The organism is Tepidicaulis marinus, from assembly GCF_000739695.1.
Lineage (GTDB): Bacteria > Pseudomonadota > Alphaproteobacteria > Parvibaculales > Parvibaculaceae > Tepidicaulis > Tepidicaulis marinus.
The window spans coordinates 126,357-153,284 of record NZ_BBIO01000005.1; the positions used below are offsets into that span (position 1 = coordinate 126,357).

24 protein-coding genes and 1 tRNA gene are annotated in these 26,928 nt (G+C 62.2%); 9 read left to right on the forward strand and 16 right to left on the reverse strand.

Annotated features, from left to right (window positions below):
- Positions 1-57: 57 nt before the first annotated feature.
- The 5 genes from M2A_RS06580 (at position 58) to M2A_RS06600 (ending at position 5,442) form a co-directional block, all read left to right on the forward strand.
- Positions 58-963 (forward strand): protein phosphatase CheZ, encoded by a 906-nt coding sequence (locus M2A_RS06580; RefSeq protein WP_052379256.1) that lies wholly within the window; start codon positions 58-60, stop codon positions 961-963.
- Between the two features lie 108 nt (positions 964-1,071).
- Positions 1,072-1,851, forward strand: coding sequence for an enoyl-CoA hydratase (locus M2A_RS06585; protein ID WP_045444709.1), 780 nt, complete (start codon positions 1,072-1,074; stop codon positions 1,849-1,851).
- Positions 1,852-2,008: 157 nt separating this feature from the next.
- A complete protein-coding gene (locus M2A_RS06590; protein ID WP_045444712.1) occupies positions 2,009-3,754 on the forward strand; it encodes an N-acyl-D-amino-acid deacylase family protein in 1,746 nt (581 codons plus the stop codon).
- A 249-nt stretch (positions 3,755-4,003) separates the two neighbouring features.
- Positions 4,004-5,263, forward strand: a complete 1,260-nt coding sequence (locus M2A_RS06595; RefSeq protein WP_045444714.1) for a sensor histidine kinase — start codon at positions 4,004-4,006, stop codon at positions 5,261-5,263.
- Between the two features lie 103 nt (positions 5,264-5,366).
- A tRNA-Lys gene (locus M2A_RS06600) sits at positions 5,367-5,442 on the forward strand.
- A gap of 33 nt (positions 5,443-5,475) precedes the next feature.
- Here M2A_RS06600 and rodA read toward each other — a convergent pair.
- From rodA to purT, 8 genes are all read right to left on the reverse strand, one after another.
- Positions 5,476-6,630, reverse strand: coding sequence for a rod shape-determining protein RodA (gene rodA, locus M2A_RS06605; RefSeq protein ID WP_045444718.1), 1,155 nt, complete (start codon positions 6,628-6,630; stop codon positions 5,476-5,478).
- A gap of 1 nt (position 6,631) precedes the next feature.
- Complete coding sequence (gene mrdA / locus M2A_RS06610; RefSeq protein WP_045444721.1) at positions 6,632-8,506, reverse strand: penicillin-binding protein 2; 1,875 nt, start codon at positions 8,504-8,506, stop codon at positions 6,632-6,634.
- A 28-nt stretch (positions 8,507-8,534) separates the two neighbouring features.
- Positions 8,535-9,068: a rod shape-determining protein MreD gene (mreD, locus tag M2A_RS06615; protein ID WP_052379257.1), complete on the reverse strand. Its 534-nt coding sequence runs from the start codon at positions 9,066-9,068 to the stop codon at positions 8,535-8,537.
- Positions 9,065-10,102: a rod shape-determining protein MreC gene (gene mreC, locus M2A_RS06620; protein ID WP_156101686.1), complete on the reverse strand. Its 1,038-nt coding sequence runs from the start codon at positions 10,100-10,102 to the stop codon at positions 9,065-9,067. The genes mreD and mreC overlap by 4 nt, the downstream gene beginning before the upstream one ends.
- Before the next feature lie 92 nt (positions 10,103-10,194).
- On the reverse strand, positions 10,195-11,235 hold the full coding sequence (locus tag M2A_RS06625; RefSeq protein ID WP_045444724.1) for a rod shape-determining protein: 1,041 nt from the start codon (positions 11,233-11,235) through the stop codon (positions 10,195-10,197).
- Between the two features lie 222 nt (positions 11,236-11,457).
- Positions 11,458-12,441, reverse strand: a complete 984-nt coding sequence (locus M2A_RS06630; RefSeq protein WP_052379259.1) for a LysR family transcriptional regulator — start codon at positions 12,439-12,441, stop codon at positions 11,458-11,460.
- Positions 12,442-12,536: 95 nt separating this feature from the next.
- A complete protein-coding gene (locus tag M2A_RS06635) occupies positions 12,537-13,436 on the reverse strand; it encodes a mechanosensitive ion channel domain-containing protein (protein ID WP_045444727.1) in 900 nt (299 codons plus the stop codon).
- Positions 13,437-13,438: 2 nt separating this feature from the next.
- The gene (gene purT, locus M2A_RS06640; RefSeq protein ID WP_045444730.1) at positions 13,439-14,644 is read right to left on the reverse strand and encodes a formate-dependent phosphoribosylglycinamide formyltransferase; all 1,206 of its coding nucleotides are present in this window, start codon (positions 14,642-14,644) and stop codon (positions 13,439-13,441) included.
- Positions 14,645-14,925: 281 nt separating this feature from the next.
- Here purT and M2A_RS06650 point away from each other — a divergent pair, with 281 nt between their 5' ends.
- From M2A_RS06650 to M2A_RS06660, 3 genes are read left to right on the forward strand one after another with little or no spacing between them, the layout of a single operon-like run.
- On the forward strand, positions 14,926-15,237 hold the full coding sequence (locus tag M2A_RS06650; protein WP_045444736.1) for an ArsR/SmtB family transcription factor: 312 nt from the start codon (positions 14,926-14,928) through the stop codon (positions 15,235-15,237).
- Complete coding sequence (locus M2A_RS06655) at positions 15,237-16,229, forward strand: cation diffusion facilitator family transporter (RefSeq protein ID WP_045444739.1); 993 nt, start codon at positions 15,237-15,239, stop codon at positions 16,227-16,229. Before M2A_RS06650 ends, M2A_RS06655 begins: the two co-directional genes overlap by 1 nt.
- Before the next feature lie 12 nt (positions 16,230-16,241).
- Positions 16,242-16,889 (forward strand): cation efflux transmembrane domain-containing protein, encoded by a 648-nt coding sequence (locus M2A_RS06660; protein ID WP_045444742.1) that lies wholly within the window; start codon positions 16,242-16,244, stop codon positions 16,887-16,889.
- Here M2A_RS06660 and M2A_RS06665 read toward each other — a convergent pair.
- The 7 genes from M2A_RS06665 to miaA form a co-directional block, all read right to left on the reverse strand.
- Positions 16,881-17,552, reverse strand: coding sequence for a hypothetical protein (locus M2A_RS06665; RefSeq protein ID WP_045444938.1), 672 nt, complete (start codon positions 17,550-17,552; stop codon positions 16,881-16,883). The two genes, M2A_RS06660 and M2A_RS06665, sit on opposite strands and share 9 nt — an antisense overlap.
- 84 nt (positions 17,553-17,636) lie before the next feature.
- Positions 17,637-17,804 (reverse strand): hypothetical protein, encoded by a 168-nt coding sequence (locus tag M2A_RS17970; RefSeq protein ID WP_156101687.1) that lies wholly within the window; start codon positions 17,802-17,804, stop codon positions 17,637-17,639.
- Positions 17,805-17,826: 22 nt separating this feature from the next.
- A complete protein-coding gene (gene ilvD / locus M2A_RS06670) occupies positions 17,827-19,683 on the reverse strand; it encodes a dihydroxy-acid dehydratase (protein ID WP_045444941.1) in 1,857 nt (618 codons plus the stop codon).
- Positions 19,684-19,801: 118 nt separating this feature from the next.
- On the reverse strand, positions 19,802-20,821 hold the full coding sequence (gene ilvC / locus M2A_RS06675; protein ID WP_045444745.1) for a ketol-acid reductoisomerase: 1,020 nt from the start codon (positions 20,819-20,821) through the stop codon (positions 19,802-19,804).
- Positions 20,822-20,964: 143 nt separating this feature from the next.
- A complete protein-coding gene (ilvN, locus tag M2A_RS06680) occupies positions 20,965-21,474 on the reverse strand; it encodes an acetolactate synthase small subunit (protein WP_045444748.1) in 510 nt (169 codons plus the stop codon).
- A gap of 120 nt (positions 21,475-21,594) precedes the next feature.
- A complete protein-coding gene (locus M2A_RS06685; RefSeq protein WP_045444751.1) occupies positions 21,595-23,352 on the reverse strand; it encodes an acetolactate synthase 3 large subunit in 1,758 nt (585 codons plus the stop codon).
- 135 nt (positions 23,353-23,487) lie between these two features.
- Positions 23,488-24,414: a tRNA (adenosine(37)-N6)-dimethylallyltransferase MiaA gene (gene miaA / locus M2A_RS06690; RefSeq protein ID WP_156101688.1), complete on the reverse strand. Its 927-nt coding sequence runs from the start codon at positions 24,412-24,414 to the stop codon at positions 23,488-23,490.
- Positions 24,415-24,463: 49 nt separating this feature from the next.
- Here miaA and serB point away from each other — a divergent pair, with 49 nt between their 5' ends.
- Positions 24,464-25,351 carry a phosphoserine phosphatase SerB gene (serB, locus tag M2A_RS06695; RefSeq protein ID WP_081875436.1) on the forward strand — a complete coding sequence of 296 codons (888 nt, stop codon included), beginning with the start codon at positions 24,464-24,466 and terminating at the stop codon, positions 25,349-25,351.
- Positions 25,352-25,414: 63 nt separating this feature from the next.
- On the opposite strand, the gene M2A_RS06700 is transcribed toward serB, so the two are convergent.
- On the reverse strand, positions 25,415-26,857 hold the full coding sequence (locus M2A_RS06700) for a DegQ family serine endoprotease (RefSeq protein WP_045444757.1): 1,443 nt from the start codon (positions 26,855-26,857) through the stop codon (positions 25,415-25,417).
- Between the last annotated feature and the right edge of the window lie 71 nt (positions 26,858-26,928).

Consider the following 26,928-nt stretch of genomic DNA (forward strand, 5'->3'; position numbering starts at 1 on the left):
AGGCAAGAAAATCAAAGTTTACTATGAAAAAGCTTACATGGTTCGAGAGGATCCGCCATGTCTGAACCGGCAGCCGCCCAAAGGGCGCAAAGGTCAGAAGATGCAGAGTTCGAGGCGATCGAACAAGCCGTGCTGGATACCCCGCGCGGGCGCTGGTTTCTGAAGGAATATGCGCGGCGCAACCGCCATGCCGATACGCGCGAACTTGCCGGGGCGATCGAAAAGCTGGGCCGCGCGGCCCTTGTCTCTGCCGAGCAAACCCATCTCGATGTGATGCGCCGCGAATTGCAGGAAATGAGCGCCTCGATCCAACAGACGCGCTCCGAGATTGCCGCCATCAAACCGGCGGACGAAGCTTCCGAGAACCGCATCATGGCGGCAACCGAGGAACTGGACGCCATCGTCACCGCAACCGAGCGGGCGACCTCCGATATTCTGGGCGCCGCCGAGCGGCTGCAGGAAATCGGCGAGAAGCTGCGCGCGCACGGTGTCGATGAAGAGCTGTGCGACGAGATCGACACCCACGCCACCAATATCTTCATGGCCTGCTCGTTCCAGGACATTACCGGCCAGCGCACGACGAAAGTCGTCAATGTGCTGCGCTATCTGGAGCAGCGCGTGAATGCAATGATCCAGATTTGGGGCGTCTCCAATAAGGACGGTCTCCAGGCGCCCGAAATCAAAGCCATGGACCAGCGCCCCGACGCGCATCTGCTGAACGGCCCGCAGGCCGAGGGTCAGGGCGTCGACCAGGCCATGATCGATGCCATGCTGGACGGGGATGCCGCCACGCTGGGAGAAAAGATCGACAAAGTAGCCGCCGCCATGGAAGCGGCAGCGCCCGAAACATCTGCCCAGCCTCCTGCCGCAGCGGAAAAGGCGCCTGCCCCGGCAGAAGCCAAATTGCCTGCCGAGGAAGATACGCCGATCGATCAGGAAGATATCGACGCGCTCTTCGACTAAGGGTTTGTTCCAGGCTGCCAATAGCCGGACTGCAGCCTTTCGGCCGGCCCTCCCGCCTGCTATCAAAGGGCATTGCAATGCTCATAAGCAGAAAACAGGGAGAGCCCCATGTCCGACGTCCTTCTCGTGGAAAAAGAAGGCGGTATCGCCACCGTCACGCTGAACCGCCCCAATGCCATGAACGCGCTGTCGCGCGAGCTGCGCGCCGCGCTTGCAACGACCTTCGATGAACTGGAAGCGGATCCTGAAACCCGCGTCGTCATCCTGACCGGCGCCGGCGACCGCGCCTTTACCGCCGGTCTCGACCTGAAGGAACTGGGCTCCGGCGGCGGCAATTTCTCCACCCAGGCCACCATCACCGACAAAGATCCGGTCACCTCCATCGGCAAGTTTTCCGGCCCGGTCATCGGCGCCATTAACGGCGTTGCCATTACCGGCGGCTTTGAAATCGCCCTTGCCTGCGACGTGCTCATCGCCTCGGAGAACGCCCGCTTCGCCGACACCCATGCCCGCGTCGGCATTTTGCCGGGCTGGGGCCTCTCGCAGAAACTCTCCCGCCTGATCGGCATCTACCGCGCCAAAGAACTTTCGCTCACCGGCAATTTCATCGGCGCGGCGCAAGCTGCCGAATGGGGCCTCGTCAACCGCGTCGTGCCGCATAGCGAACTGCTTTCCACCTGCCGCCAGCTTGCCACCGACATGCTCTCGGTCGTGCCTGAATGCCTGCCCGCTTATAAAGCGCTGATCGATGAAGGCTTTGCCCAGAGCTTCGGCGAGGGACTGAAAACGGAAGCCCGGGTTTCCGGAGAGGCGAACACAAAAGTGTCCTCCTCCGCCATCGAAGAGCGCCGCGAAGGCATCCGCCAGCGCGGGAAATCACAAGCCTGAACATTATAAGGCGCCTGCCTTACGCAGCGTCAATCTGCCCCTTCCGGGCCATACGGGCCGCCTCTTCCAGGCGGCCCGTTTCGCTTCGGCCCTATTTCCTTTAAACTCTCCCCAAACAGAGCAGCCGGTCACCGGCGCCTATTGGAGGAGAGGTTTCATGTACGATCTGGTTATCCGGGGCGGCACCGTTTATGACGGCACCGGCAGCGCACCCTTTAAGGCCGACATTGCCGTCAAAGACGGCCTCATTGCCGAAATCGGCGAGATCGCCGGCACGGGCAAAGAAGAGATCGATGCGGCGGGCCAGATCGTCACCCCCGGCTTTGTCGATGTGCATACCCACTATGACGGCCAGGTCACTTGGGACCCTTATCTGCAGCCTTCCACCTTTCACGGCGTTACCACGGCGGTGATGGGCAATTGCGGCGTCGGCTTTGCCCCCTGCCGCCCGGACCGGCATGACTGGCTCATCGGCCTGATGGAAGGCGTCGAAGATATTCCGGGCACGGCGCTTGTCGAAGGCATCAAATGGAACTGGGAAAGCTTCCCGGAATATATGGATGCGGTCGACGCCTCCCCGCTTGCCCTCGATGTCGGTTTGCAAGTGCCGCATGGGGCCCTGCGCGCCTATGTGATGGGCGAACGCGGCGCGCGGCTTGAACCGGCAACACCCGAAGACACCGCCGAAATGGCCCGCCTCGTGAAAGAAGCGCTGGAAGCCGGCGCGCTTGGCTTCTCAACCTCGCGCACCGAAAAGCACCGCGACAAACACGGCGCGCACACGCCCACCTATAAAGCCGAGCGGGACGAGCTGCACGGCATCGCCAAAGCCATGGGCGAAAGCGGCAAGGGCGTCCTTCAACTCATTGCCGACTTCCGTGATGTGGACGAGGAATTCGCCATGCTGCGGGGCATGGTGGAAATCTCCGGCCGGCCCATGTCCATGACGATCGAGCAGGACGACCGCTATCCCGACACTTGGAAGAACGTGCTGCGCAATATCGAAGAGGCCGCCGAAGCGGGCCTTCCCGTCAAAGGCCAGGTGCCGCCGCGCCCGACCGGCGTGCTGCTCGGCCTTTCTTCCTCACTCAATCCTTTCCTGATGCATCAAACTTTCCGCGAGATTTGGGGCGCCCCGCTTGAAAAGCAGGTCGAGGCATTGCGCGACCCCGCCTTCCGCGCCCGGCTTTTGGCGGAAGAACCGGACTATCCGGCCGGTGAAATCGTCACCATGCTCTGCACCGCCTATCACAAGATGTATGAGCTCGGCGATCCGCCGAATTATGAGCCCTCGCCCGAAGACAGTGTCGGCGCCATGGCGGAACGGGACGGCAAGCCGCCGCGCGAAGTGTTGCTCGATCTCATGCTGAAACGGGACGGCCATGCGCTGCTTTACTTCCCGCTGATGAATTACACCGGCGGCAGCCTCGACGATGTCTATAAAATGATGACGCACAAGCACACCGCCTTCGGCCTTGGCGATGGCGGCGCGCATGTGGGCATTCTCTGCGATGCCAGCTTCCCTACCACCATTCTCACCCATTGGGGCCGGGACCGCACGCGCGGGCCGAAGCTGCCGCTGGAATGGCTGATCAACCGGCAGACACAGGCCAATGCCGAGTTGGTGGGCCTTCTCGACCGGGGCGTCCTTGCGCCCGGCATGAAGGCGGATATCAATGTCATCGATTTCGATAGGCTGAAGCTGCGCGCGCCGGAGATCGTTTACGACCTGCCTGCCGGCGGCAAGCGGCTTATTCAGAAGGCGGAAGGCTATACCGCAACGATCATTTCCGGCACCCTCGCCTTCAAAAACGGCGAACCGACCGGCGCGCTGGTGGGTAAATTGCTGCGCGGGGCGCGGCCCCGTCCGCAAGGAGCGCAGATCGGCGCAGCCGCCGACTGAGCCACGATTTCTATTCCTATTGTGAATGGCGGCTTCTGCGGAAGCCGCCATTCCTTTGCGTAACGCGACAAATGCGCGGATTGCGACAGGATGAACGCGGCGGCGTGAAAATTTTAACCATTAGTAAACCATCGCAAATCACAGTTTCACATGAGGCAAAGCGCAACCGAAATTTCAACGAGGGTTTAAAGCGGGGGCATCGAAACTATCCGGCAAGCGGCACCATTTGGGCGCCCTTGGGAGAATGTCATGCTTTCGGCACTATGGAATTGGCTGTCCGCTGAACAAGGGTACACCCCTCATGGGTTTTGCCTGGTTTGGGACCCGGCCCTCGTTTGGATCCATGTCGTCTCCGACGCACTGATCGCCCTTGCCTATTTCTCCATTCCCGCCGTTCTGTTCATCGCAGCGCGCCGCCGCCCGGACTTGAACCCGCACGGCGTTCTTTATCTTTTCAGCGCCTTCATCATTGCCTGCGGTGTGACGCATCTCTTCGGCATCGCCACCATGTGGAGCGCGCTTTATGCCGCCGAGGGCGTGGGTAAGGTCATCACCGCCACGATCTCCGTCGTTACCGCCATCGTGCTTTGGCCGCTTCTCCCGAAGTTTTTAAATTCGCCCTCGCGCGACGAATTAAAAAAAGCCCATTCGGACCTCGAAGCGCTGAACGAAAACCTGGAACGTATGGTCGAGGAGCGCACGCAGGCCCTGCAGGAAACATCGCAAAAGCTCGAAGCAGCGCTCGCTCAGGCCAAACAAAGCGCGCAGGAACGCACCTTGTTCTTCGCCACGATGAACCACGAGCTGCGCACACCGCTCAACGCCATTGTCGGCTTTACCGACATGCTGGAGACCATGTGGGACAAGCTGCCCGAAGAGCGGCGCCGCAACTATCTCAGCGACATCCGCGCCGCGGGCCTGCGCCTCAATGGGCTCGTCACTGAAATCCTGGAAATCGAGCGGCTGAAGGAAAGCCCGCGCGCGATCAAGGAAGGCGTGCGCTTTTCCCTTGCGGAGGCGGCCGCAAACGCCGTCAAAATGCTGAAAGGGCCGATCGAGGAAAGCGGTGCCCGCATCGCGCTCGACATTCCCGCGCAGATCGAACTCAAGGGGTTCCCGCAGGATTTCGAGCGAATCTTGACGAATTGCCTCTCCAACTCGATCAAGTATTGCGATAGGCAGCCGGAGATCGAGGTCACCGCGCGCGTGACGCCGGACAACCGCGCCCGGATCATCGTCGCCGACAACGGCATCGGCATTCCCGCCAAAAGTTTGCGGGAGATTTTCGAGCCCTTCCGCCGGTTTCACGAGCACACCCACCCCGATATTCCCGGAACGGGGCTCGGCCTGCCGCTGATCCGCGAGCTGACCAGCCAGTTCGGCGGCACGGTGAGCTATCAAAGCACGGAAGGCAAAGGCACCACGGCCATCCTCACCTTCCCGCTCTGCGCGGAAGAAGGCGCCCCGGCCCGGACGACGAAGCCCATGACCCCCGCGCTGCCCGCCTAAGCGGCGCCTGCAGGCCGCCAAACCGCGCCCCGGTACAGGCCGCTGGACAGCGCCCCGCGCCTTTGCTATATCGCGTGCCTCTCCGCCCGCTTTCGCGGCATGGGGGCGCATAGCTCAGATGGTAGAGCAGCTGACTCTTAATCAGCGGGTCCAAGGTTCGAGTCCTTGTGCGCCCACCACTTCCCTCCCCAGCGATGAAAGCCGGACCGGCCTTACCAGAAGGCGCTGGGATTGCGGGTGATTTCCATATTGCGGTGAATATAGACGCTCATCAGAAGGCCGAAGCCGAACATCAGCGTCAGCATGGCCGTCCCCCCATAGGAGACGAGCGGCAGCGGCACGCCCACTACCGGCAAGAGCCCCATGACCATCGCCACATTGATGCAGATATAAAGGAAGAAGTTGATCGTCACGCCCATGGCGATGAGCCGGCCGAACTGGTTGCGGGTCTGCAGCGAGACGCTGATCCCGAAAAAGAGCACCATCATGTAAAGCCCGAGCAGGGCGATACCGCCGGCAAGGCCGAGCTCTTCGGCAAGCATCGTAAAGATAAAGTCCGTGTGTTTTTCCGGTAGGAAGTTGAGATGGGCCTGCGTGCCTTCCATGAAACCTTTGCCGAAAAGCCCGCCCGAGCCGAGCGCGATCTTGGACTGGAGAATGTGATAGCCCGCCCCTAAAGGATCGCTTTCCGGGTCGAGGAAAGTGAAAACACGCCGCTTTTGATAGTCGTGCAACATGTTCCAGGCAATGGGGAGCGCGGCAAGCGCGCCAACCCCGGCAATGATGAAATAGCGCCAGGCAAGCCCTGCAAGGAACAAGAGCGCAACGCCGACCGCCCCGAGCAGCACCGCCGTGCCAAGGTCCGGCTGTTTGAGAACCAGCGCCACCGGCGCGCCGAGCAGAACGGCGGGCACGAAAAGATTGCGCAGGCGCGAGACTTCTTCATGGGTGAGCCCGTGGAAATACCGCGCCAGCGCCAGGATCAGCGTGATCTTCATCAGCTCCGATGGTTGTAGCTGAACGATCCCGAGATTGATCCAGCGCTGCGCGCCCATGCCCGCAAAGCCGATAAACTCCACCGCGACGAGCAGTACCAGAGCACCCGCATAAGCAGGATAAGCAAGGTTCATCCAGAGCCTGATATCGACGAAAGCGGCCACGAACAAAATGACGATACCAATGGCGAAGCGCACCATTTGCCGCGAGGCCCATGGATCGAAACTGCCGTCTGCCACCGAATAGAGCATGGCAAAACCCATGCTCGAAATAGCGAAAAGCAGGAGCAGAAAGCCCCAATTGAACTCCAGGAACTTGTCTTTCAGGCTGAGATCGCGCCCGCCGCCAGATGAGAAAAACGCATCGACCATCTCAGCCCTCCCGCCATTCATTGGACCGGCGCATCGCGATCTCGCGTTGCGGGTGGCGCTCCAGTACTTTTTTCATCACATCGCGGGCGATCGGCGCTGCCGTGCCGGAGCCTGACGAGCCGTGTTCCACGACAACGGAAATGGCATAACGCGGCGCATCCACCGGCGCGAAAGCGATGAAAAGCGCATGGTCGCGCTGGCGCCATTCCAAATCCTCGTTCTTGAGCACGCCGGATTCGCGTTCGGCCCGGGAAATGCGGCGCACCTGGGCCGTGCCGGTCTTCCCCGCAAGCTCCATTCCCGCTTCGGTAATACGCGAACGGTAAGCCGTGCCGCCCGGAACGTTGGAAACCGAATCCATAGCCTTGCGCATCAACGCGAGGCCGGATTGGGAAAAACCGAGATCGGGGAGCGGGCCGTTCTGCGCAAGCTCGTTGCCCACCTTGCGCACGATGCGCGGGGTGACGGCCTTACCGCCATTGGCAAGGCGCGCCGTCATCACGGCAAGCTGAAGCGGCGTCGTCAGCAAGAAGCCCTGTCCGATGCCCGCAATCAGCGTTTCGCCCTGATGCCAAGGCTCGCCGCGCGTGGCCCGTTTCCAGCCCTGGCTCGGCACAAATCCCTTTTTCTCCCCCGGCACTTCGAAGCCCAGCGTGTCGCCAAGGCCGAAGCGGCGCGCCATGGCCTCGATCCGGTCGATGCCGATGCGCTTGGCCACTTCGTAAAAATAGACGTCGCAGGAATGCATGATCGCGTCATGCATGTTCATCGCGCCGTGCCCGTGCTTCTTCCAGCAGTGGAAATCGTGGCTGCCGAGGGAATATTTGCCCGTACAGAAAACTTTCTGATTGGGATCGATCATCCCGCTTTCATAGGCCGCCAGCGCCACCACGGGCTTGAAAGTGGAGCCCGGCGGATATTGCCCGGCGATCGATTTGTTCAAAAGCGGGTTATAAGGATCGTTCAGCAGCGCATCCCATTTCTTTTGCGAGATGCCGACATTGAAATCATTGGGATCGAAACCGGGCGCGGAGACGATGGAAATCACATCGCCATTGTAAATATCCATGACGACGACGCTGGCGGATTCCCCGCGCAGCCGCTCGGTCGCCAGCTTCTGAACTTCCATATCAAGGGTCAGCGAAACCTGCGCGCCGGGCACGCCGGGGTCTTTTGCCAGCTCGCGGATCACCCGGCCATAGGCATTGACCTCCACATGGCTTGCCCCTGCCCGTCCGCGCAGTTCCTGATCGAGCTCGCGTTCGATACCGCTCTTGCCGATGCGGAAGCCGGGCAATTTGAGCAGTGGATCGTCCTTGCCTTCAAGATCCTTTTCCGAAACGGCCGCCACATAGCCCACCACATGGGCAAGGTCGGGACCATAAGGATAATGGCGCGTATCGCCCACATCCGGCACGATGCCCGGCAGATCAGGCTCGTGAATATTCACTTCCGCAAAGGTTTCCCAGTCAAGGTTCTCCGCCACCAGAATAGGCAGGAACGAGGGAGAGGTGCGCGCATCCTTGATGATGCGGGCGCGCTGGCGGTCCGGCAGCGGCACGATGCGCGACAGCTTTTCCAGCGTCGCTTCGATATGCGGTGTTTGCTCGGGCACCAGCATGACACGGAAGTTCTGACGGTTGGAGACCAAGACCTCACCGAAACGGTCGACGATCTCTCCGCGCAAGGGGGCAAGCAGGCGTTTGTTGATGCGGTTTTCCTCGGCCAGCATCGTGTACTCGCCGGACTTGATGATCTGCAGGTAATACATGCGGCTCGCCAGCGCGGTGAAGGCGGCAAATTGCAGCCCGCCGATCAGCGCGGCGCGGCGGGAAAACGTCTTGTAACGGACGTTGTCCTTGCCATCCATCAGCATGAAACCCGGACCCTCCTGAACTTACCCATCACAGCGACGGCGCCAGTATGCGCTCGACCCGTGCAAAAAGTGTAGCAAAGATCGGAAACAGCGCCACCGTGACGATTAACTGTAACAATACCGGACCTGGCGGCAGCACCCGCGCATAATAGAGCGAGGCAACGCTCCAGGCGATGGTCCCGGCCAAAAGCGCGGTCAGCGCAAAACCGGTCCAGAGCACCAGCGGCACGCGCCCGGCAAAAACCAGCCGCTGCGTCTGCACTACCCCGTAAATCACCACATAGGTGAACGCCCAAAGCCCGATCGGCCCGGCGCTCAAAAGATCTTGCAAAAGCCCCACCGCGAACACCGCGTAAGGGGGAAAAGTTTCCGGCTGATGCGCCGCCCAATAATAAACCGCCATCAGGGCAAAGGCCGGCGCCACCTCGATGCCGACGATCGAGCCGATGGGCACGAAGGTCAGAAAAACGCAAAAGAGCCCCACCAGAAACGGTAAGGTTAAGAGCGCCAGCTTGCCGGCCCGCGCGGCAGGTGTCGGGCCTATTGTCTCTTTCGGCTTCATTCGCCCGCTCCTCCGGCACCGGCGAGCGAGCCGCGAACGACGCCTCCCGCGGTACCTCCCGCGGTACCTCCCGCAGTACCGCCTGCCGTACCGCCCGCCGTACCACCCAGGGCGCCGTTTTGATCGGAAGCGGAAGGTTGCCCTTCCTCACTCTCTTCGCCCGGCACCGGCGCGGTCAATTTGGCCGGCGGGTTCTGCTCGGGCACGTCCATGGGGAAGCGGTATTGCAGCACACGGACCATATCGAGCCGGTTGCGGTTCGAGAATGTCTGGACGCGCAAATCGCCGTTTTCGGTTTGAATCACCGTGCCCACCGGCAGTCCCGGCGGCATCAGCCCGCCATGGCCGGAGGTCACCACATGATCGCCCGGCACGACGCCGGAACCGGCGGGCAGAAATTCCAGTTTCGGCCAGACCGTGTTGTCGCCGGAAAGCACGGCCCGCTGGCGCGTCGGCTCGATGGTGACGGGCACCCGGCTGTTAAGGTCGGTCAGCAAAAGGATACGGCTTGCCCGCTCGCCCGCCGAAACGATACGCCCGATAAGCCCTTCGGAATCGACCACCGCCTGGCCGCTTTCGACACCGTGCTCATGACCGAGATTGACGATAAAGGTTTCAACGAAGGGCCCGCCCGTATCGCCGATGACGCGGCCCGTCACATAGTTGATGGAAGGGTCGAGCTGCACATTGAGCAGCGCTTCATAGCGGGCAAGGCGCGCCTGCAGCTTCAGCGCCTTTTCCTTCCAGGTCAAAAGCTCGGCATTTTCCTGGCGCAGGCGTTCGTTCTCGTCAAAGACATAGGCGAACTCATCCGTCCGCTCGACAAGGCGGCGGCCGGCGGCAACGGGGCGCGAGCCGAGCTCGAGCACTGGCGCGGCAAGGTCGGTGACGACCTGGCGGGCCTGATCGAAAACATAGGTTTCCGCCCGCCCCAGCAGCAAAAGCGCCACGGCCAGCGTCACCATGAAAATCAACGAGACGCGGTTGGAAACCCCGAGGATCGGCGGTGCTGGCCGGCTAAATGAATCCTGCACGGATCACCATCCCCCATGCTTATCAGGAAACAACGGCTGGCCTTCCCCGGGTCAGGGCCCGAGCGAGGGCCCGCATGAGGATCAGTTACCCGTCAATAAACGGAGCTAAGCACATGTTTCATCGTCTTGATGTGCTCCAGCGCCTTGCCCGTACCGAGCGCGACGCAGGAAAGCGCATCATCGGCGATGGAAACAGGCAGGCCCGTTTCTTCACGCAGCACCTGATCCAGATTTGTCAACAAAGCGCCGCCGCCCGTCAGCACGATACCCTTATCCACGATATCGGCCGCCAGTTCCGGCGGCGTGGCTTCCAGCGCCACTTTCACAGCTTCTACAATAGCACCGACAGGCTCTGCCAGGCTTTCGGCAATTTGCCGCTGGCTGATCTTGATTTCCTTCGGCACCCCGTTCATCAGGTCGCGGCCCTTGATCTCGATCGCCATGCCCTCGCCATCGGCGGGGATAGCGGCGGAGCCGACTTCCTTCTTGATCCGTTCCGCGCTCGATTCGCCCACAAGCAGATTATGGTTGCGGCGGATGTAAGCGATGATCGCCTCGTCCATCTTGTCGCCGCCCACACGCACGGAGCGCGCGTAAACGATGCCGCCGAGCGAGAGCACGGCCACTTCCGTCGTCCCGCCCCCGATATCGACGACCATGGAGCCGGTGGGCTCGGTCACGGGCAGGCCCGCGCCAATGGCAGCCGCCATCGGCTCTTCGATGAGATGCACGCGCCGGGCGCCGGCGGACAGTGCCGATTCCTGAATGGCGCGCCGTTCCACCGCCGTCGAGCCCGACGGCACACAGACCACGATCTGCGGATTGGCGAAGGAGCGCCGGTTATGCACCTTACGGATGAAGTGCTTGATCATTTCCTCGGCGACTTCGAAATCGGCAATCACCCCGTCGCGCATGGGGCGGATCGCCTGAATGTTGCCGGGCGTACGGCCCAGCATCATTTTGGCCTCGTCGCCGACGGCCAGAACCTGTTTTTTGCCACCTTTTTCGATGATCGCAACGACGGAGGGCTCGTTCAGAACGATTCCGCGTCCTTTCACGTAAACCAGCGTGTTGGCGGTGCCCAGATCAATCGCCATATCGGCGGAGAGCATTCCGAGAAGACCGGAGAGCATGTTCTTATCGTTCCCCAAATTTTGATGGCCCGGCAGGCCTTCGGACAGACGGAGTGGACCGCCGTAAATTGCGAGTCAGTTTCGGCAATTATGGTGGCTAATTGGTTAATAAGCTAAAAAAGACGGCATAAAAAGGGCCGCCAGCGGATTTTATCTTCCCCGGCGAAAAAGAATCCTGTCTTTCTTCTTTTCGCTCATCACGATCATGAGAAGCACGCGCGATCAGGATGCCGCTTGCCGGCCGCCGCCCCGTCCCCGTTCCCTCACCATCGGAATCTCCGTCACCTGGCCGCGCCCTTCAAGCTCCCCGCGCCGCGCTTTGAGTTGGCCGACGAGAAAGTCCATCACCGTGCGCACATGGCCAAGCTGGGCAAGATCGTTGCGCGTCAAAAGCCAAAGTTCGAGCGCGCCGACGATCTCCGGCCCGAAGACCCGGTCAAGCCCCGGGTCTCTGTCGCCGAGGATACAAGGGAGCGCCGCAAGCCCGCAGCCTGCCCGCGCCGCCTCCGCCCGCGCCGCCGCGCTGGAGGAACGAAAGAGCGTATTGGCAGGCTTTTCGGCCCGTGACAGCCACCAGACCGGCCCGAGCGGGGTTTCGGAGCGGGGAAAACCGATCACATCATGGCCTGCCAGATCGCCCATCGTGCCGGGGCGGCCGCGCTCCGCCAGATACTCAGCGCTCGCATAAAGGCCAAAGGCAAGATCGCCCACCTTGCGCATCAGCATGTCGCCCTGGGTAGGCCGGGCCGCGCGGATCGCGACATCCACGTCTTTAAGCGGGTTGGCGATGCGCGGGGCGGCGGAAGCGCCCGACAGCATCGGGTCGGTCAAAAGCTCAATATCGAGCCCGTCATGTTGATCGCGGAAGGCGCGCAGCGCCGGGGCGATGACGGAGACGGCAATCACCTCGCCCGAGGCAAGGCGCACCGTGCCTTGCGTGCCCGCCGAAGCCGAGGCCGTGAAATCGCGCTGCAGGGAAGAAAGCCGCCGGTCCACCGGATCGAGAGCCTCCATCAGCTTTTCCCCTTCCGGGGTCAGCCGGTAGCCCGTGCGCTCGCGCTCGAAAAGCCGCGCGCCCAAATCCTCTTCCAGCGAGGACACGCGCCTTAAAACCGTAGTCGTATTGACGTTGAGCTGCTGCGCCGCGCCGGACAGGCTGCCAGCGCCCGCCACTGCCAGAAAAAACCGCAAATCGTCCCAGTTCATTGCCCGGCCCTCATTGATCGTGCCGCCGCAAGCCTAGCGCGCGGGCCGGGCCTCTTCACTCGATTTTTGCAAAAAAGGTTATGCGTTTATGCAAATCAGACGGAATCGGGGTTTTTGGCAAGGTTTTCCGCCGCTTTTGCCTCCGCTTTCAGCCGCCTGAGCAGGGAAAACCCTTCTCGCAGCAGCGTCTGCTCCACCTCTGCGGCGGCTGAAACCGGCAGGAAGACCCCAAGCTCCAGCACCGCCTGACCGGCCGCCGTCAAATGCAGATTAAGCTCCGGCTCGACGGAGAAGACGGTGGAATCGGTCCGCTTGGCAAGGCGCTTGGCATGGGCCTCGGCCTGCGCGCGATAGGGTGTAACGGCCTTGGCCGCGATCTCACGCAGCCCCTTTTCCGCCGCAGCCGGATCCACTTCATCGGCCAGCGGAAACTCGACGCTATGGCGGATGAAATCTCCGACGAAACTGTAACGCTTGACCGGCGAGGTCAGAAAGACGCTGTTGGGCAGCGTGACGATGCGGCCCGTATAGCGCCCGATCTGCGAGCCTTGGCCCACTTCCAACAGTGTGGTGGTAAGAAGGTGCCGCTCCAGCACCTCCCCCCGGTGCTCGCCGATGCGCACTACCTCCCCGGGTTCCGCCGCCTCGCCGCTGCCGCGGATCACCGCGCCCGCAAAACACATGAGAAGTTCTTTCGTCGCAATGGCAATGGCGGCGGCAACGACGGTAAGCGAGAGCGCGAAGGTGCGCAGCTCCGGCGCCCAGATGATGACGATGCCGATAACGCCGATCACCAAAAGGCCGAGGCGGAGCTGGTCCTGAATACGGCGCTTCATCTGCCGCGGCAGGCGCTGGCGGCGGCGCAGAAAATGCCCGGCAATAGCGCGGATCGCCAGAAGCGCCCCGATCAGGATCAGCGTATTGAGAAGCTGCGGACCCCCTTCGGTGAAAAACCGCCAAAGCCCCTCGCCCATGCCGGCGATCTCTCTTTCCATGACTATTCCGACCCTTTCACCGGACGTACCTTGCTTGCGGCAAGAACGGCGCGGGCGCGCGCTTCGTTCACATCGCTCCCGCGCGCCAGCGCCACGCCCATGCGCCGTCGCTCAAAGGCTTCGGGTTTGCCGAAGAGCCGGATATCGGCGCCGGGAACGCCAAGCGCCTCCTCGACGCCTTCAAAGGCAATGCCCTTTTCCTCCATGCCGCCATAGATGACCGCACTGGCGCCCGGCTCGCGCAAAGAGGCATCGACGGGCAGGCCCAGAATGGCGCGGGCATGCAGCGCGAACTCGCTTTGATATTGCGTGGCCAGCGTCACCAGCCCCGTGTCATGGGGGCGCGGGCTCACCTCGGAAAACCAGACATCCTCGCCTTTGACGAAAAGCTCGACACCGAAAATGCCCCGCCCGCCAAGATTGGCGGTCACTTCACGCGCGATCTCCCGCGCCCGCTGCCGCGCTTTCACCGGCATTGCCTGGGGCTGCCAGCTTTCCACATAATCGCCCTTCTCCTGGCGGTGCCCCACCGCTTCGCAGAAAAAGGTCTCCACCTCGCCCGAGGCGCCAAGCGCGCGCACGGTGAGCTGCGTGATTTCATAATCGAAATCCACAAGCCCCTCGACGATGACGCGCGGCCGCGCCACGCGCCCGCCTGCCATGGCATAGTCCCAGGCGGCCTCGAGGTCCTCTTCCCGCGTCACGAAGGATTGCCCCTTGCCGGAAGAGGACATGACGGGTTTGACGAAACAGGGACAGCCTATGCCGCCCTTCACCGCCGCTTTCAGTTCTTGCGCGCTCGAGGCGAACGCATAAGCGGAAGTCGGCAGGCCGAGCTCTTCGGCGGCGAGCTTACGGATGCCTTCCCGGTTCATGGTGAGCTGCGCGGCCCGCGCCGTCGGAATAACCTCGGCAAGGCCTTCCGCTTCGATCTCCGCCAGCATGTCCGTCGCAATCGCCTCGATCTCCGGCACGATGAGATGCGGGCGCTCTTTTTCCACCAGCGCGCGGATGGCCGCCCCGTCCGTCATGTCGATCACATGGGCCCGGTGCGCCACCTGGTGCGCCGGGGCATTTTCATAACGGTCGACGGCAATCACCTCCGCGCCGAGACGCTGCAATTCGATCGCCACTTCTTTGCCAAGCTCGCCCGAGCCGAGCAGCATGATCTTCGTCGCCGACGGGCTGAGCGGTGTTCCGATACGCATAAGGCCTCCTTCTGTTGCCCCCCTTTTACCCAAGGGAAAAGAAAGGGGCCAGCAAGGCGTTGCCGTCTGCGCCCTTTTCCTGCCCTAGCCATTGCATGAGGATGCCGCATGGACCCCGGGACAAGCCCGGGGTGACAGCCCGGGAAAGAAGCACGGCCTTGCCACCTCCTCCGCCCGTCACCCCGGCCCCCATGCCGGGGTCCATACAGCCTCCCGGCCCGCCCTTGACACCCGCCGAAATACCAACATATAAACACCTATTCATATATCGAGAGGTCGAGATGTTGAAACACCTCACACAATTGGCCGATGACCACACCGCCGTCCTTGCGGATATGTTCAAGCTGCTGGGCGATCCCTCGCGGCTGAAAATCGTTATCGCGCTTTTGGACGGGCCGCTTTCCGTCGGCAGCATTGCCGAGCGGCTGAGCCTCTCCCCCTCTCTCGTCAGCCACCATCTGCGCCTCCTGCGCGCTGCGCGCATCGCCAGCCATGAGCGCCGGGGCCGGCAGATGCTCTATAGCGTGCATGACCATCACATCCGCTGCGTGATCGAGGACATGGTCGAACATGTCACGGAAGGCGCGGATTGATGGCAACCGAACTCGACCACACCCATAGTCACGGGCACGATCATCATCACAGCCACGATCATGCCCATGACCACGCAAGCCACAGCCACGCCCCGCAGGTCAGCCATGAGAACGAGCGGCGCGTCTTCTGGGCCATGCTCTTAACCGGCGGCTTCATGGTCGCGGAGGTCGCGGGCGGCCTCATGTCAGGCTCCCTCGCGCTCATCGCCGATGCCGGTCATATGGCGACGGATGCCGCCTCGCTGCTGCTTGCCTGGTTCGCCTTCCGCCTCTCCCGCCGCCCGGCGGATGGCGCGCGGTCCTACGGGTTTTACCGGGCCGAAATTCTGGCCGCCTTCGTCAACGGTCTTGCCATGATCGCGCTTGTGGTCTGGATCGCTTATGAGGCCGTCACGCGTTTCTTTCAGCCGGTGGAGGTTCTGGGCGGCCTGATGCTCGCGGTCGCCGCTGCCGGTCTCCTTGTCAATATCGCCGCCTTTGCCCTTCTTCATGGCGGGGCGGGCGACAACCTCAACATCAAGGGCGCCGCCGTCCATGTCATGGGCGACCTTCTGGGTTCACTCGCCGCCATCGCCGCTGCCGGCATCATCCTTTGGACCGGCTGGATGCCGATCGACCCGCTGCTCTCCCTTCTCGTTGCCCTGCTCGTGCTGCGCAGCGCCTGGTTCATCACCAAACAATCCGCGCATATTCTGATGGAAGGCACGCCGAGTGGCTTGAACCTCGGTGAAATGCGCGCGGATCTTTGCGGCCATATCGAAGGGGTGGAAGACGTGCACCATCTCCATGCCTGGTCCCTGACGCAGGAACGGCCCGTCGTCACCCTTCATGCCCGCATTAGCGAGGCGGCGGACGGCGACCGGGTGCTGCGGGACATCAACACACGTCTTGCCGAGGTTTTTTCGGTGAGCCATGCCACCGTGCAGATCGAGCGGGAAAGCTGCGAGGGCGATTGCGCCCCGCCCGCCGGGACGGCGACAGCCGCACATTGAAGGAGCACCCCCATGTCTGCCGGATGCGATGATTGCTGCGCCGCCCCCACATCAGGCGAAATCGACAAGCCCTTCCGCCGCGCCTTATGGATCGCGCTTGTGCTGAACGGCGCCATGTTCGCGGTTGAGCTTTACAGCTCCTTCCTCGGCCGCTCCGTTGCGCTGCAGGCCGATGCGATGGATTTCCTCGCCGACGCCGCCAATTACTCCATCTCGCTTTTCGTGCTCGGCATGAGCCTGCGCGCCAAGGCCATGGCCGCCTTCATCAAGGCGGGCACGATGAGCCTCTTCGGCCTTTGGGTCCTGGGCATGGCGCTCTACCGCGTGTTGCAAGGCGGCGTACCCGAGCCTTTCATCATGGGGCCCGTCGCGCTCCTTGCCCTTAGCGTCAATGTCGGCGTCGCGCTTTTGCTCTTCGCCCACCGTGAAGGCGATGCGAACCGGCAATCCATTTGGCTCTGCTCGCGCAATGACGCGATTGCCAATATCGCCGTCTTTGCCGCCGCCGGCCTTGTCTGGACGACGGGCCAGGGCTGGCCCGACATTCTGGTCGCCGTACTGATCGCCGCCCTCGGCCTTTCCGCCGCCTGGCGCGTCATCCGCCAGGCAAAAGGCGAATGGCGGGAGGGCGCAAGCCCTGCCCCGCACCCTTTAGTGTAAAGCGCCGAGCGCTGCCTTAAAGCCGCTTTCGGGGCTGGAGAGAACCGGAATGCCGCCTTCGCCGAGCAGCGCGGCGGCAGGCGCCATGGAGGCTTGCGCCAAAAGGATTGCCTGGCAGGAACAGCTCGCCTCCCGCAGCCGGGCCGCGATCGCGGCATGATAATCGCCGAGGGCGCCTTTCTGAAAAAGCGGCCAGAGATCGAAAAACACATGGCCGGAAACCTCGATCTCCTTGCCCGCCGCCTTGGCCGAAGAACGCACCAGCTCCATGGTCGGCGCCAGCGTCGCTTCCAGGCACGCGGCAACGGCAATGCGCCCGCCCTTGCCCGCCGCTTCATCCGCCATCGGCCGGTCGATGCGCATGATCCGCGTGCCCTCATAGGAAACTTCCTCGGCGACGGGCGCGAGCGTCGAGCAGGTGAGAACCACCACCTCAGCCCCGCGTGCCGCTTCCTTCAGCAAGGCCTCGCCCGTGTGGATGCGCAGCGCCGGCGTCAGCCCGCCCGCCTTTTCCGCTTGTTTGAGCAGATCCTCACGCACCACATGGCGCAGCTTCAGCCCCGGCGCCAGCCGGTCGCGCAAACCCTCGAACGTATTTATGTGCAAGGGCGAGGTATGTAAGAACGTCACGCGTTCCGGTGTGCCCCTATCAGGCGGTGTCATCTTTTTCTCCATCGGCTCAAAGAAAAAGCCCGCCGCGATCATCGCGGCGGGCCTTTGTTCCAGTGTCGGCTCTGCGTGATCGCGCTATGGGGCGGCTTTGGCCACGAGTTTAACGGCGGCGTGTTTCACTGCCGTTACAATGGCGATCACGGTTTTGGCGGCCAAAAGGCGCGCGGAATGGGCAGCTTCGCTTTTCAGCGAGCCGTGCAAAGACCGGGGCGCGATAGCGCCATATGCCCATTCCTGTGTCATGAAGCGCAATCTGCCCTAAAACTTAATTGCGTTCAATCTGAGAAACGTCACGCACTGCCCCGCGCGCGGCGTTCGAGACCATCGCCGCATAGGCCCGCAGTGCCTGGGAGACCTTGCGCGGGCGTTCCTCGGCCGGTTTCCAGGCATCGGCGCCCTTGGCTTCCATGGCCGCGCGGCGCTTGGCTAGCTCTTCATCGGAGAGCTTCACATTGATCGAGCGGGCGGGAATATCGATCTCGATCAGATCGCCCTCCTCGATAAGCCCGATATTGCCGCCTTCCGCTGCTTCGGGCGAAGCATGACCGATGGAAAGACCGGAGGTGCCGCCGGAAAAACGCCCATCGGTGATGAGCGCGCAGTCTTTCCCGAGCCCCATGGATTTGAGATAGGAGGTCGGGTAGAGCATTTCCTGCATGCCCGGCCCGCCCTTCGGCCCCTCATAGCGGATGATCACAACATCACCCGCCTTGATGTCGCGCTTGGTGATGCGCGAAACCGCCTCTTCCTGGCTTTCGCAGACCCGCGCGGGGCCGGAAAACTTCCAGATGCTTTCATCGACGCCCGCCGTCTTCACGATGCAGCCTTCCTCGGCAATATTACCGAAGAGCACGGCAAGGCCGCCCTCTTTCGTGAAGGCTTTTTCTACCGAGCGGATGACACCGTTTTCCCGGTCCGTGTCGAGATCGAGATAGCGGCTCTGCTGGCTGAAAGCGACGGTGGTGCGCACCCCGCCCGGCGCCGCCTTGAAGAGCGTGTGCACCTCTTCGGAATTCGTGCGGGAAATATCCCACTTGTCGAGCGCCGCGCTCATGCTCGGCTCATGCACGGTGGAAACATCGCCGTGGATAAGCCCGCCGCGTTCGAGCTGGCCGAGAATGGCCATGATGCCCCCTGCCCGGTGCACATCCTCGATATGGACGTTCTGGACGGCCGGCGCGACTTTCGAAAGGCACGGCACTTTGCGCGAAAGCTCGTCGATATCCTTCATCGTGAAATCGACGCCCGCTTCATTGGCGATGGCGAGCAAGTGCAGGATCGTGTTCGTCGAGCCGCCCATGGCAATGTCGAGCGTCATCGCGTTCTGAAACGCCTTGAAGGTCGCGATGCCGCGCGGCAGCACGCTCTCATCGCCCTGCTTGTAATAGCGGTCGGTCAGCTCGACGATCTGCCGCGCCGCCCGCAGGAAAAGCTCCTTGCGGTCCGCATGGGTGGCAACGATCGTGCCGTTTGCCGGCAAAGCGAGGCCGAGCGCTTCGGCTAGGCAGTTCATGGAATTCGCCGTGAACATGCCCGAGCAGGAACCGCATGTCGGGCAGGCGTTTTTCTCCAGCTCGTCCACTTCCGCGTCCGAACGGTTGGGGTTTGCCCCTTCGATAATCGCATCGATGAGATCGACCGCGATTTCCTTGCCGTCGACCACCGCGCGGCCCGCTTCCATCGGCCCGCCGGTCACGAAGATCGTCGGCACGTTGAGGCGCATGGTCGCCATCATCATGCCGGGCGTGATCTTGTCGCAGTTGGAAATGCAGACCATCGCGTCGGCGCAATGGGCATTGACCATATATTCGACCGAGTCCGCGATCAGATCGCGCGAGGGCAGCGAATAAAGCATGCCGTCATGGCCCATCGCGATCCCGTCATCGACGGCGATGGTGTTGAATTCCTTGGCAACGCCGCCTGCCGCCTCGATCTCCCGCGCCACCATCTGGCCGAGGTCTTTGAGGTGCACATGGCCCGGCACGAACTGGGTGAAGGAATTCACCACCGCGATAATCGGCTTGCCGAAATCCTCATCCTTCATGCCTGTCGCACGCCACAAACCGCGCGCGCCGGCCATATTGCGGCCATGGGTCGTCGTTCGGGAACGGTAAGGGATCATCTTCGCCTCTGTCGATTGCGGGTTGCCGGTTTTAAATTGGGCCGGTTCGGTTTTGAAAAAGGCCCGCCGCGCTCTCAGCGGGCGGGCCCTGTCCATAAAAGGCTGCGCCTTAAGAGCGTCAGTTCTTTTCCTTGTCCACCATCTTCGTCTCGGCAATCCAAGGCATCATGGCGCGCAGCTTCTCACCCACTTCTTCGATGGGGTGCGCGGCATTGCGGGCGCGGATCGCTTTGAACGAGGTCTGGCCGACCTTGTTTTCCAGCATCCAGTCGCGGGTGAAGCGGCCGGTCTGAATGTCCGTCAGCACTTCTTTCATTGCCGCTTTCGCCTCAGGGCCGACAACGCGCGGGCCGGAAACATATTCACCGTACTCCGCCGTGTTGGAGACCGAATAGTTCATGTTGGCGATGCCGCCTTCATAGATGAGGTCGACGATCAGCTTCACTTCGTGCAGGCATTCGAAATAAGCCATTTCCGGCGAATAGCCGCCTTCGGTCAGCGTTTCGAAACCGGCCTTGATAAGCTCGACAAGGCCGCCGCAAAGCACGGCCTGCTCGCCGAAAAGGTCCGTCTCGCATTCTTCCTTGAAGGTCGTCTCGATGATGCCGGCGCGGCCCCCGCCGATGGCGGACGCGTAAGAAAGGCCGAAATCATGGGCATTGCCCGAAGCATCCTGATGGATGGCGATAAGGCAGGGCACGCCCGCGCCGCGCTGATATTCGCCGCGCACCGTGTGGCCGGGGCCTTTGGGCGCAACCATCAAAACGTCGATATCCGCGCGCGGCTCGATGAGGTTGAAATGCACGTTGAGGCCGTGGGCGAAAAGCAGCGCCGCGCCCGGCTTCATGTTGTCTTTCAGGTACTCGTTATAGATATCGGCCTGCAGCTCGTCCGGCGTCAGCATCATCAGCGCGTCGGCCCATTTGGCGGCATCGGCAACCGACATGACCTGCAGCCCCTCGCCTTCGGCTTTCTTCGCCGAGGACGAACCCGGACGCAGCGCCACGGCCACTTCTTTCACACCGCTGTCGCGCAGGTTCAGCGCATGGGCATGGCCCTGGCTGCCGTAACCGATGATGGCGACTTTCTTGCCTTTAACGAGGTTCACGTCCGCATCGCGATCGTAATAAACGCGCATGGCTCCTATCCTTCCAATTCTCCGCCGGACTTACCCGGTCAATTACCGCGCGAAGCGGCGCTCTTTCATCTTCAAGTCTCATAAGGCGGCGTGCCGCCCCTGAATTCTCTCGTCTCTAATTCTGCCGTCTTTCACCCAGCCGCTTACATGGCTTCCGGGCCGCGGGCGATGGAAACGACGCCGGTCCGCGTCACATCCACCAGGCCAAGGCCCCGCATCAGCCCGACAAAAGCGTCGATCTTTTCCGGCGTGCCCGTCACTTCGAAAATGAAGGACGTATGCGTCGTGTCGATCACGCGGGCGCGGAACGCATCGGAAAGGCGCAGCGCCTCCACCCGCTTCTCACCCGTGCCGGCGACTTTCACCAACGCCATTTCCCGCTCGACGGAGGGTGCCTGCACGGTCAGATCGACCACCTTGTGCACCGGCACCAGCCGCTCGAGCTGGGCCTTGATCTGGGCGATGACCATGGGCGTGCCCGACGTTGCGACCGTAATACGCGAGGTATGCTCGGCATGGTCCACTTCGGCCACGGTCAGGCTTTCGATATTGTATCCCCGGCCCGAAAAGAGCCCGACCACACGCGCCAGGACCCCTGCCTCGTTATCCACGAGGACGGCCAATACATGGCGTTCTGATTTTTCTTCACTCATGTTCTGTCCTGCGACCCGCCCCAAGCGGGCTCTTCTGGGTAGTGTGGTCCGGTGGCCCATCGGGCCGTCCCGGGCGGCTTATAGCCCATTCATCTGGGAAAGCGAAGCCTTGCCGGCTTCTCAGACCAGCATCTTGCCGGCTTCCGTCACCGTCGCCCCTTCCGGGTCGTCGCCCAGGATCATTTCGTTATGCGCGGCCCCGGACGGGATCATGGGGAAGCAGTTTTCCATCTTCTCCACCACGCAGTCGAAAATCACCGGGCCCGGTGTTTCGATCATTTCCATGATCTTGGCATCGAGCTCATCCGGATGCGTCGCCCGGATGCCGTGCCCGCCATAGGCTTCGGCCAGTTTGACGAAATCGGGCAAGGCTTCCGAATAGGAGTGCGAATAGCGCCCGCCATGCAGAAGCTCCTGCCACTGGCGCACCATGCCCATATATTCGTTATTCAGAATGAAAATCTTCACCGGCAGCATGAACTGCACCGCCGTCGACATTTCCTGCATGTTCATCAGGATCGAGGCTTCCCCGGCAATGTCGATCACCAGCGCGTCGCGGTGCGCGACCTGCGTGCCGATCGCCGCCGGCAGGCCGTAGCCCATCGTGCCGAGCCCGCCCGAGGTCATCCAGCGGTTCGGCTCCTCGAAATGATAATGCTGCGCCGCCCACATCTGGTGCTGACCGACTTCCGTGGTGATGAAGGTCTTGCGGTCCTTCGTCAGCTCGTAAAGCCGCTCCACCGCATATTGCGGTTTGATGGACGTATCGCTTTTGACATAGGCCAGCGACTTGCGCCCGCGCCAGGTCTCGATCTGCTTCCACCAGGTGGAAAGCGCGCTCTTGTCCGGCTGGCTGACTTTCGACTTCCAGACCCGGATCATGTCTTCAAGCACATGCGCGCAGTCGCCGATGATCGGCACATCCACATGCACGTTCTTGTTGATCGAGGAGGCGTCGATATCGATATGGATTTTCTTCGAATGCGGCGCGAACGCGTCGAGGCGCCCCGTCACGCGGTCGTCGAAACGCGCGCCGACACAGATGATGAGATCGCTATCGTGCATGGCGTTATTGGCTTCATAGGTGCCATGCATGCCCAGCATGCCGAGCCATTGCGGGTCGGCCGCCGGATAGGCGCCGAGGCCCATCAGCGTCGAGGTGATGGGGTAGCCCGTGAGCTTGACGAACTGGCGCAGAAGCTGGCTCGCCATGGGGCCGGAATTGATGACGCCGCCGCCGGTATAAAAGACCGGCTTCTTCGCCGCCGCGATCAGATCCACCGCCCGGTTGATGGCGCTCATGTCGCCTTTCACCTGCGGGCGGTAGGTCTTGTGGGAGACCTGCGCCGGGGTCCTATACTCGGCAGTCTGGAACTGAACGTTCTTGGGAATGTCGATAACGACGGGTCCCGGCCGGCCATGAGTGGCGACATGGAAGGATTCGTGCATGACCCGCGCCAGCTCGTCGGCGGAATTGACGAGCCAATTGTGCTTCGTGCAGGGCCGGGTAATGCCGACCGTGTCGCATTCCTGGAAAGCGTCGGTGCCGATGAGATGGGTCGCGACCTGCCCCGTCAGGCAGACAAGCGGAATGGAATCCATCAGCGCGTCCGTCAGGCCCGTCACGGCGTTCGTTGCGCCGGGGCCGGAGGTGACGAGCACGACGCCCGGCTTGCCGGTGGAGCGGGCATAGCCTTCGGCGGCATGAACCGCGCCCTGCTCGTGGCGCACCAGAATGTGCTCAATGTCGTTCTGCTTGAAAAGCGCATCATAGATGGGAAGCACCGCGCCGCCCGGATAGCCGAAAATCACTTCGACGCCCTGATCGATCAGCGCTTTGACGACGATTTCTGCACCTGTCATTTCACGGGCGGCCATGGGTCTTTTCCTTTGAAGCGCGGCGGAAGAACACCCTTCCGCTCAAACAAATCTCCGCGGCCCCTGATGCCGGCAACCCCAAAAATCCGGGGTTTTCGGGCGCTCAGCCGCGGAAAACGGGCGCAACCTACCCCCTCACCCGGAGGGGGTCAACCCAAAATCGTCAATAAATGAAAAGATTTCCTGAATTTGACTTTCCATTTCTTGCGCCGAAAGCCTGTTCCACGAAATCATCTGATGCCGGAACCAGGTGCTTTGGCGCTTGGCATATTGCTTTGTCTGGGTCTTGGCCTGCTCGATGGCCGCCTCCAACGCCAGTTCTCCGGCCAGATGTGCCAGAAGCGGCGGCACGCCGAGCGCTTTCATGGCAGGCAAGTCCGGGCTGAGGCCCCGTTCGAAGAGCGCCGCCACTTCCTCGAGCGCCCCTTCCCCGATCATCTGATCGAAACGCCGGTCGATCCGCGCCCGAAGCCAAGTCCGGTCCGGATCGAGCACGAACCCCGCGCTCGCCCCGTCAAAAAGCGGCGCCCCCTTTTGCTGTTGCCAATGGGAAATGGGTTTGCCCGTCGCCTCCAGCACTTCAAGCGCCCGGGCGGTGCGCTGCGGGTCGGTCGGGGCGATCTTCGCGGCAGCCTCCGGATCGGCGCTCGCGAGCCGCGCATGGGCGCGGGCAAGGTTCTCGGCGACTTCCGCGCGGATCGCGGCGCGCACCTCCTCGGGAATGGCGGGCATCTCGGAAAGCCCTTCGACCAGCGCCTTGAAATAAAGACCCGTCCCGCCCACAAGGATGGGCAGCTTTCCGCGCGCCTCGATCTCAGCGATCTTGGCGGCGGCCATTTCCGCCCAGCGCTGCGCCGAGCAGGTCTCGGCAGGATCGAGCACGCCGTAAAGATGATGCGGCTGCAACGCCTCTTCGGCGCGCGAGGGCCGCGCCGTCAGCACCCTCAGCCCTGCATAAACCTGCATGGAATCGGCATTGACGATTTCCCCGCCAAGCCGGGCGGCCAGGTCCAGCGCCAGCGCGGACTTGCCGCTGGCGGTCGGGCCTGCAATAAGGAGCACGCGGGGCCGCGGCCCCTTTTTCTCATTATCTATTTGCGGATCCGGCTTCATGCGCAACGTCCTGACACTAATCGGTTCTCCTAGGCAAGCCCTGACGCAGGATCATAGTAAAGCCGTTGCCGCTGCGTTGAACCTGGGTGCGGAACCGGCCTGGCTGAAAGAGGGACATGCCTGCGACTTTATGCTGGAAAGCAGGGAGGCGGAAAGCAGCGAGGAAAAAGCCCGGCAGGCGCTCGCCGGAGAGGCCATCGACATAGTCGCGCAGCCCCTCGCCCACCGGCGCAAGAAGCTGCTCGTCGCGGATATGGATTCCACCATCATCGAGCAGGAGTGTATCGACGAGTTGGCGGATGCGCTCGGCATCAAGGCGCAGATCGCCGAGATCACCGAGCGGGCCATGCGCGGCGAGCTTGAATTCGAGCCGGCGCTGCGCGAACGGGTCGGCCTTCTCAAAGGCCTCGGTATCGGCGAGCTTGAGCGTGTGCTGGAAACACAGATCACCGAAATGCCGGGCGGCCGCGCCCTTTGCGCCACGATGCGCGCCCATGGCGCGACCTGCGCGCTTGTCTCCGGCGGCTTTACGTTCTTTACCGCCCGAATCGCCGAAAAAGTCGGCTTCCAGCACAATCAGGCCAATGTGCTTTTGATGGAAGACGGCAAGCTGACCGGCAAGGTACAGGAACCGATCCTCGGCCGCCAGGCAAAGCTCGATGCGCTTCTTTATTTCAGCGCCGAGCTGGGGCTCAAGCCGGAAGAAACGCTGGCCGTGGGCGACGGGGCGAACGATCTTGCCATGATCGAAAAAGCGGGTATCGGCGTTGCCTATCATGCCAAGCCCGTGGTGGCCGCCGCCGCGCCCGCCCGCATCGATCACGGCGATCTCACCTCCCTGCTTTATCTGCAAGGCTATAGCGAAGCGGAAATCACTGGCCTCTGACGCTGCGCCAAAGAAAAAGGCCCCGCATTGCGGGGCCTTTCTTTTAGCTCACGGCAGAAAACCTCAGCCTTCTTCGATCCTGACCGCGATGAAGCGCAGGTCCCCTGCGGTCGAAACCAGAAGCAGAACCGAGCGGCGGCCCTTTTCCTGTTCCGCTTTCACCCGCTCGACCACATCGGAAGGTGATTTCACTTTTTCTTGCGCCACCTCGACGATCACATCGCCCGGCCGGATACCCTTTTCCGCCGCAGGGCCCGCCGGATCGACGGAGGTAACAAGCACACCTTCCACATCGTCGGGCAAGTTGAAGCGGCGGCGGCTATTGGCATTCAGTTCGCCGAGCGCAAGGCCGAGCGTCAGCGTCGGCTCATTGCTCTGATCCGCGTCCGGCTTTGCCGCGCCTTCCGCTTTCGCCTCGGCTTCCTCAAGACGGCCGACTTTCACTTCAAGCGTCACCTTGTCCCCGCCGCGCAGCACGGTCGTTTCCACTTCCCTGCCGATCTTCGTATCGGCCACGATACGGGGCAGATCGCGCATGCTCGGCACATCCTTGCCGTCAAAATCGATAATGACATCGCCCGCTTGAATGCCCGCTTCTTCGGCGGGACCGCCGGGGGTGACTTCCGCCACCAGCGCGCCTTTCGCTTCATCCATGCCCAGGCTCTCGGCAATCTCGTCCGTCACGGTCTGAATGCGCACGCCGAGCCAGCCGCGGCGCGTCTCGCCATATTCTTTCAGCTGCTCGATGACCGGCATTGCCGTTGCCGAGGGGACGGAAAAGCCGATCCCGATGGAGCCGCCCGAGGGAGAAATGATCGCGGTGTTCACGCCGATCACCTCGCCTTCGAGGTTGAAAAGCGGACCGCCGGAATTGCCCCGGTTGATGGAGGCGTCCGTCTGGATGAAATCATCGTAAGGCCCGGCGTTGATGTCGCGGTTGATCGCCGAGATGATCCCCGCCGTCACCGTGCCGCCAAGCCCGAACGGGTTGCCGATCGCCACCACCCAGTCGCCGACGCGCGCCTTGGTCGAATCGCCCATCTTCACGAAAGGCAGCGGGCGGTCGGGCTCCACCCGCAAGACGGCGACATCTGTCTTCGGGTCGCGGCCCAGAACTTCTGCCGCCAGCGTCGTGCCGTCGGAGAAATTCACCTTGATCTCATCGGCCTGCTCGATGACGTGGTTATTGGTGATGATGATCCCATCCGGATCGATGACGAAACCGGAACCGAGCGACTGCACCTTGCGCGGGGCTTGGCCGCCCGGCTGGCGCTGCAGAAAATCTTCGAAGAATTCGTTGAAAGGCGAGCCTTCCGGCAGACCCGGCACCGGCGCGCCCGGCGCGCCCAGTTTCAGGGTTTGCGAGGTGGAGATATTGACCACCGCCGGGGAAAGCTTTTCGGCAAGATCGGCAAAGCTCTCAGGCGCCCCGCGCGCGAACGCAGGGGCCGCATAAAGCGCCAGCATCATCGCCGTCAGCGCCGCGAGCGCGGTAAGCAGACGCATGATACCAGGCGCTGCGTCCTGCCGTCTTGCCACTGCCGAGTTTTTCAACCTTGCCATAAACATATCTCCTG

What these genes read in the sequence shown, in the direction of transcription:
- M2A_RS06580 (WP_052379256.1), top strand. Translation starts at nt 58, where the DNA reads ATGTCTGAACCGGCAGCCGCCCAAAGGGCGCAAAGGTCAGAAGATGCA.
- M2A_RS06585 (WP_045444709.1), top strand. Translation starts at nt 1,072, where the DNA reads ATGTCCGACGTCCTTCTCGTGGAAAAAGAAGGCGGTATCGCCACCGTC.
- M2A_RS06590 (WP_045444712.1), top strand. Translation starts at nt 2,009, where the DNA reads ATGTACGATCTGGTTATCCGGGGCGGCACCGTTTATGACGGCACCGGC.
- M2A_RS06595 (WP_045444714.1), top strand. Translation starts at nt 4,004, where the DNA reads ATGCTTTCGGCACTATGGAATTGGCTGTCCGCTGAACAAGGGTACACC.
- rodA (WP_045444718.1), bottom strand. Translation starts at nt 6,630, where the DNA reads ATGGTCGATGCGTTTTTCTCATCTGGCGGCGGGCGCGATCTCAGCCTG.
- mrdA (WP_045444721.1), bottom strand. Translation starts at nt 8,506, where the DNA reads ATGCTGATGGATGGCAAGGACAACGTCCGTTACAAGACGTTTTCCCGC.
- mreD (WP_052379257.1), bottom strand. Translation starts at nt 9,068, where the DNA reads ATGAAGCCGAAAGAGACAATAGGCCCGACACCTGCCGCGCGGGCCGGC.
- M2A_RS06625 (WP_045444724.1), bottom strand. Translation starts at nt 11,235, where the DNA reads ATGCTCTCCGGTCTTCTCGGAATGCTCTCCGCCGATATGGCGATTGAT.
- M2A_RS06630 (WP_052379259.1), bottom strand. Translation starts at nt 12,441, where the DNA reads ATGAACTGGGACGATTTGCGGTTTTTTCTGGCAGTGGCGGGCGCTGGC.
- M2A_RS06635 (WP_045444727.1), bottom strand. Translation starts at nt 13,436, where the DNA reads ATGGAAAGAGAGATCGCCGGCATGGGCGAGGGGCTTTGGCGGTTTTTC.
- purT (WP_045444730.1), bottom strand. Translation starts at nt 14,644, where the DNA reads ATGCGTATCGGAACACCGCTCAGCCCGTCGGCGACGAAGATCATGCTG.
- M2A_RS06650 (WP_045444736.1), top strand. Translation starts at nt 14,926, where the DNA reads ATGTTGAAACACCTCACACAATTGGCCGATGACCACACCGCCGTCCTT.
- M2A_RS06655 (WP_045444739.1), top strand. Translation starts at nt 15,237, where the DNA reads ATGGCAACCGAACTCGACCACACCCATAGTCACGGGCACGATCATCAT.
- M2A_RS06660 (WP_045444742.1), top strand. Translation starts at nt 16,242, where the DNA reads ATGTCTGCCGGATGCGATGATTGCTGCGCCGCCCCCACATCAGGCGAA.
- M2A_RS06665 (WP_045444938.1), bottom strand. Translation starts at nt 17,552, where the DNA reads ATGACACCGCCTGATAGGGGCACACCGGAACGCGTGACGTTCTTACAT.
- M2A_RS17970 (WP_156101687.1), bottom strand. Translation starts at nt 17,804, where the DNA reads ATGACACAGGAATGGGCATATGGCGCTATCGCGCCCCGGTCTTTGCAC.
- ilvD (WP_045444941.1), bottom strand. Translation starts at nt 19,683, where the DNA reads ATGATCCCTTACCGTTCCCGAACGACGACCCATGGCCGCAATATGGCC.
- ilvC (WP_045444745.1), bottom strand. Translation starts at nt 20,821, where the DNA reads ATGCGCGTTTATTACGATCGCGATGCGGACGTGAACCTCGTTAAAGGC.
- ilvN (WP_045444748.1), bottom strand. Translation starts at nt 21,474, where the DNA reads ATGAGTGAAGAAAAATCAGAACGCCATGTATTGGCCGTCCTCGTGGAT.
- M2A_RS06685 (WP_045444751.1), bottom strand. Translation starts at nt 23,352, where the DNA reads ATGGCCGCCCGTGAAATGACAGGTGCAGAAATCGTCGTCAAAGCGCTG.
- serB (WP_081875436.1), top strand. Translation starts at nt 24,464, where the DNA reads ATGCGCAACGTCCTGACACTAATCGGTTCTCCTAGGCAAGCCCTGACG.
- M2A_RS06700 (WP_045444757.1), bottom strand. Translation starts at nt 26,857, where the DNA reads ATGCGTCTGCTTACCGCGCTCGCGGCGCTGACGGCGATGATGCTGGCG.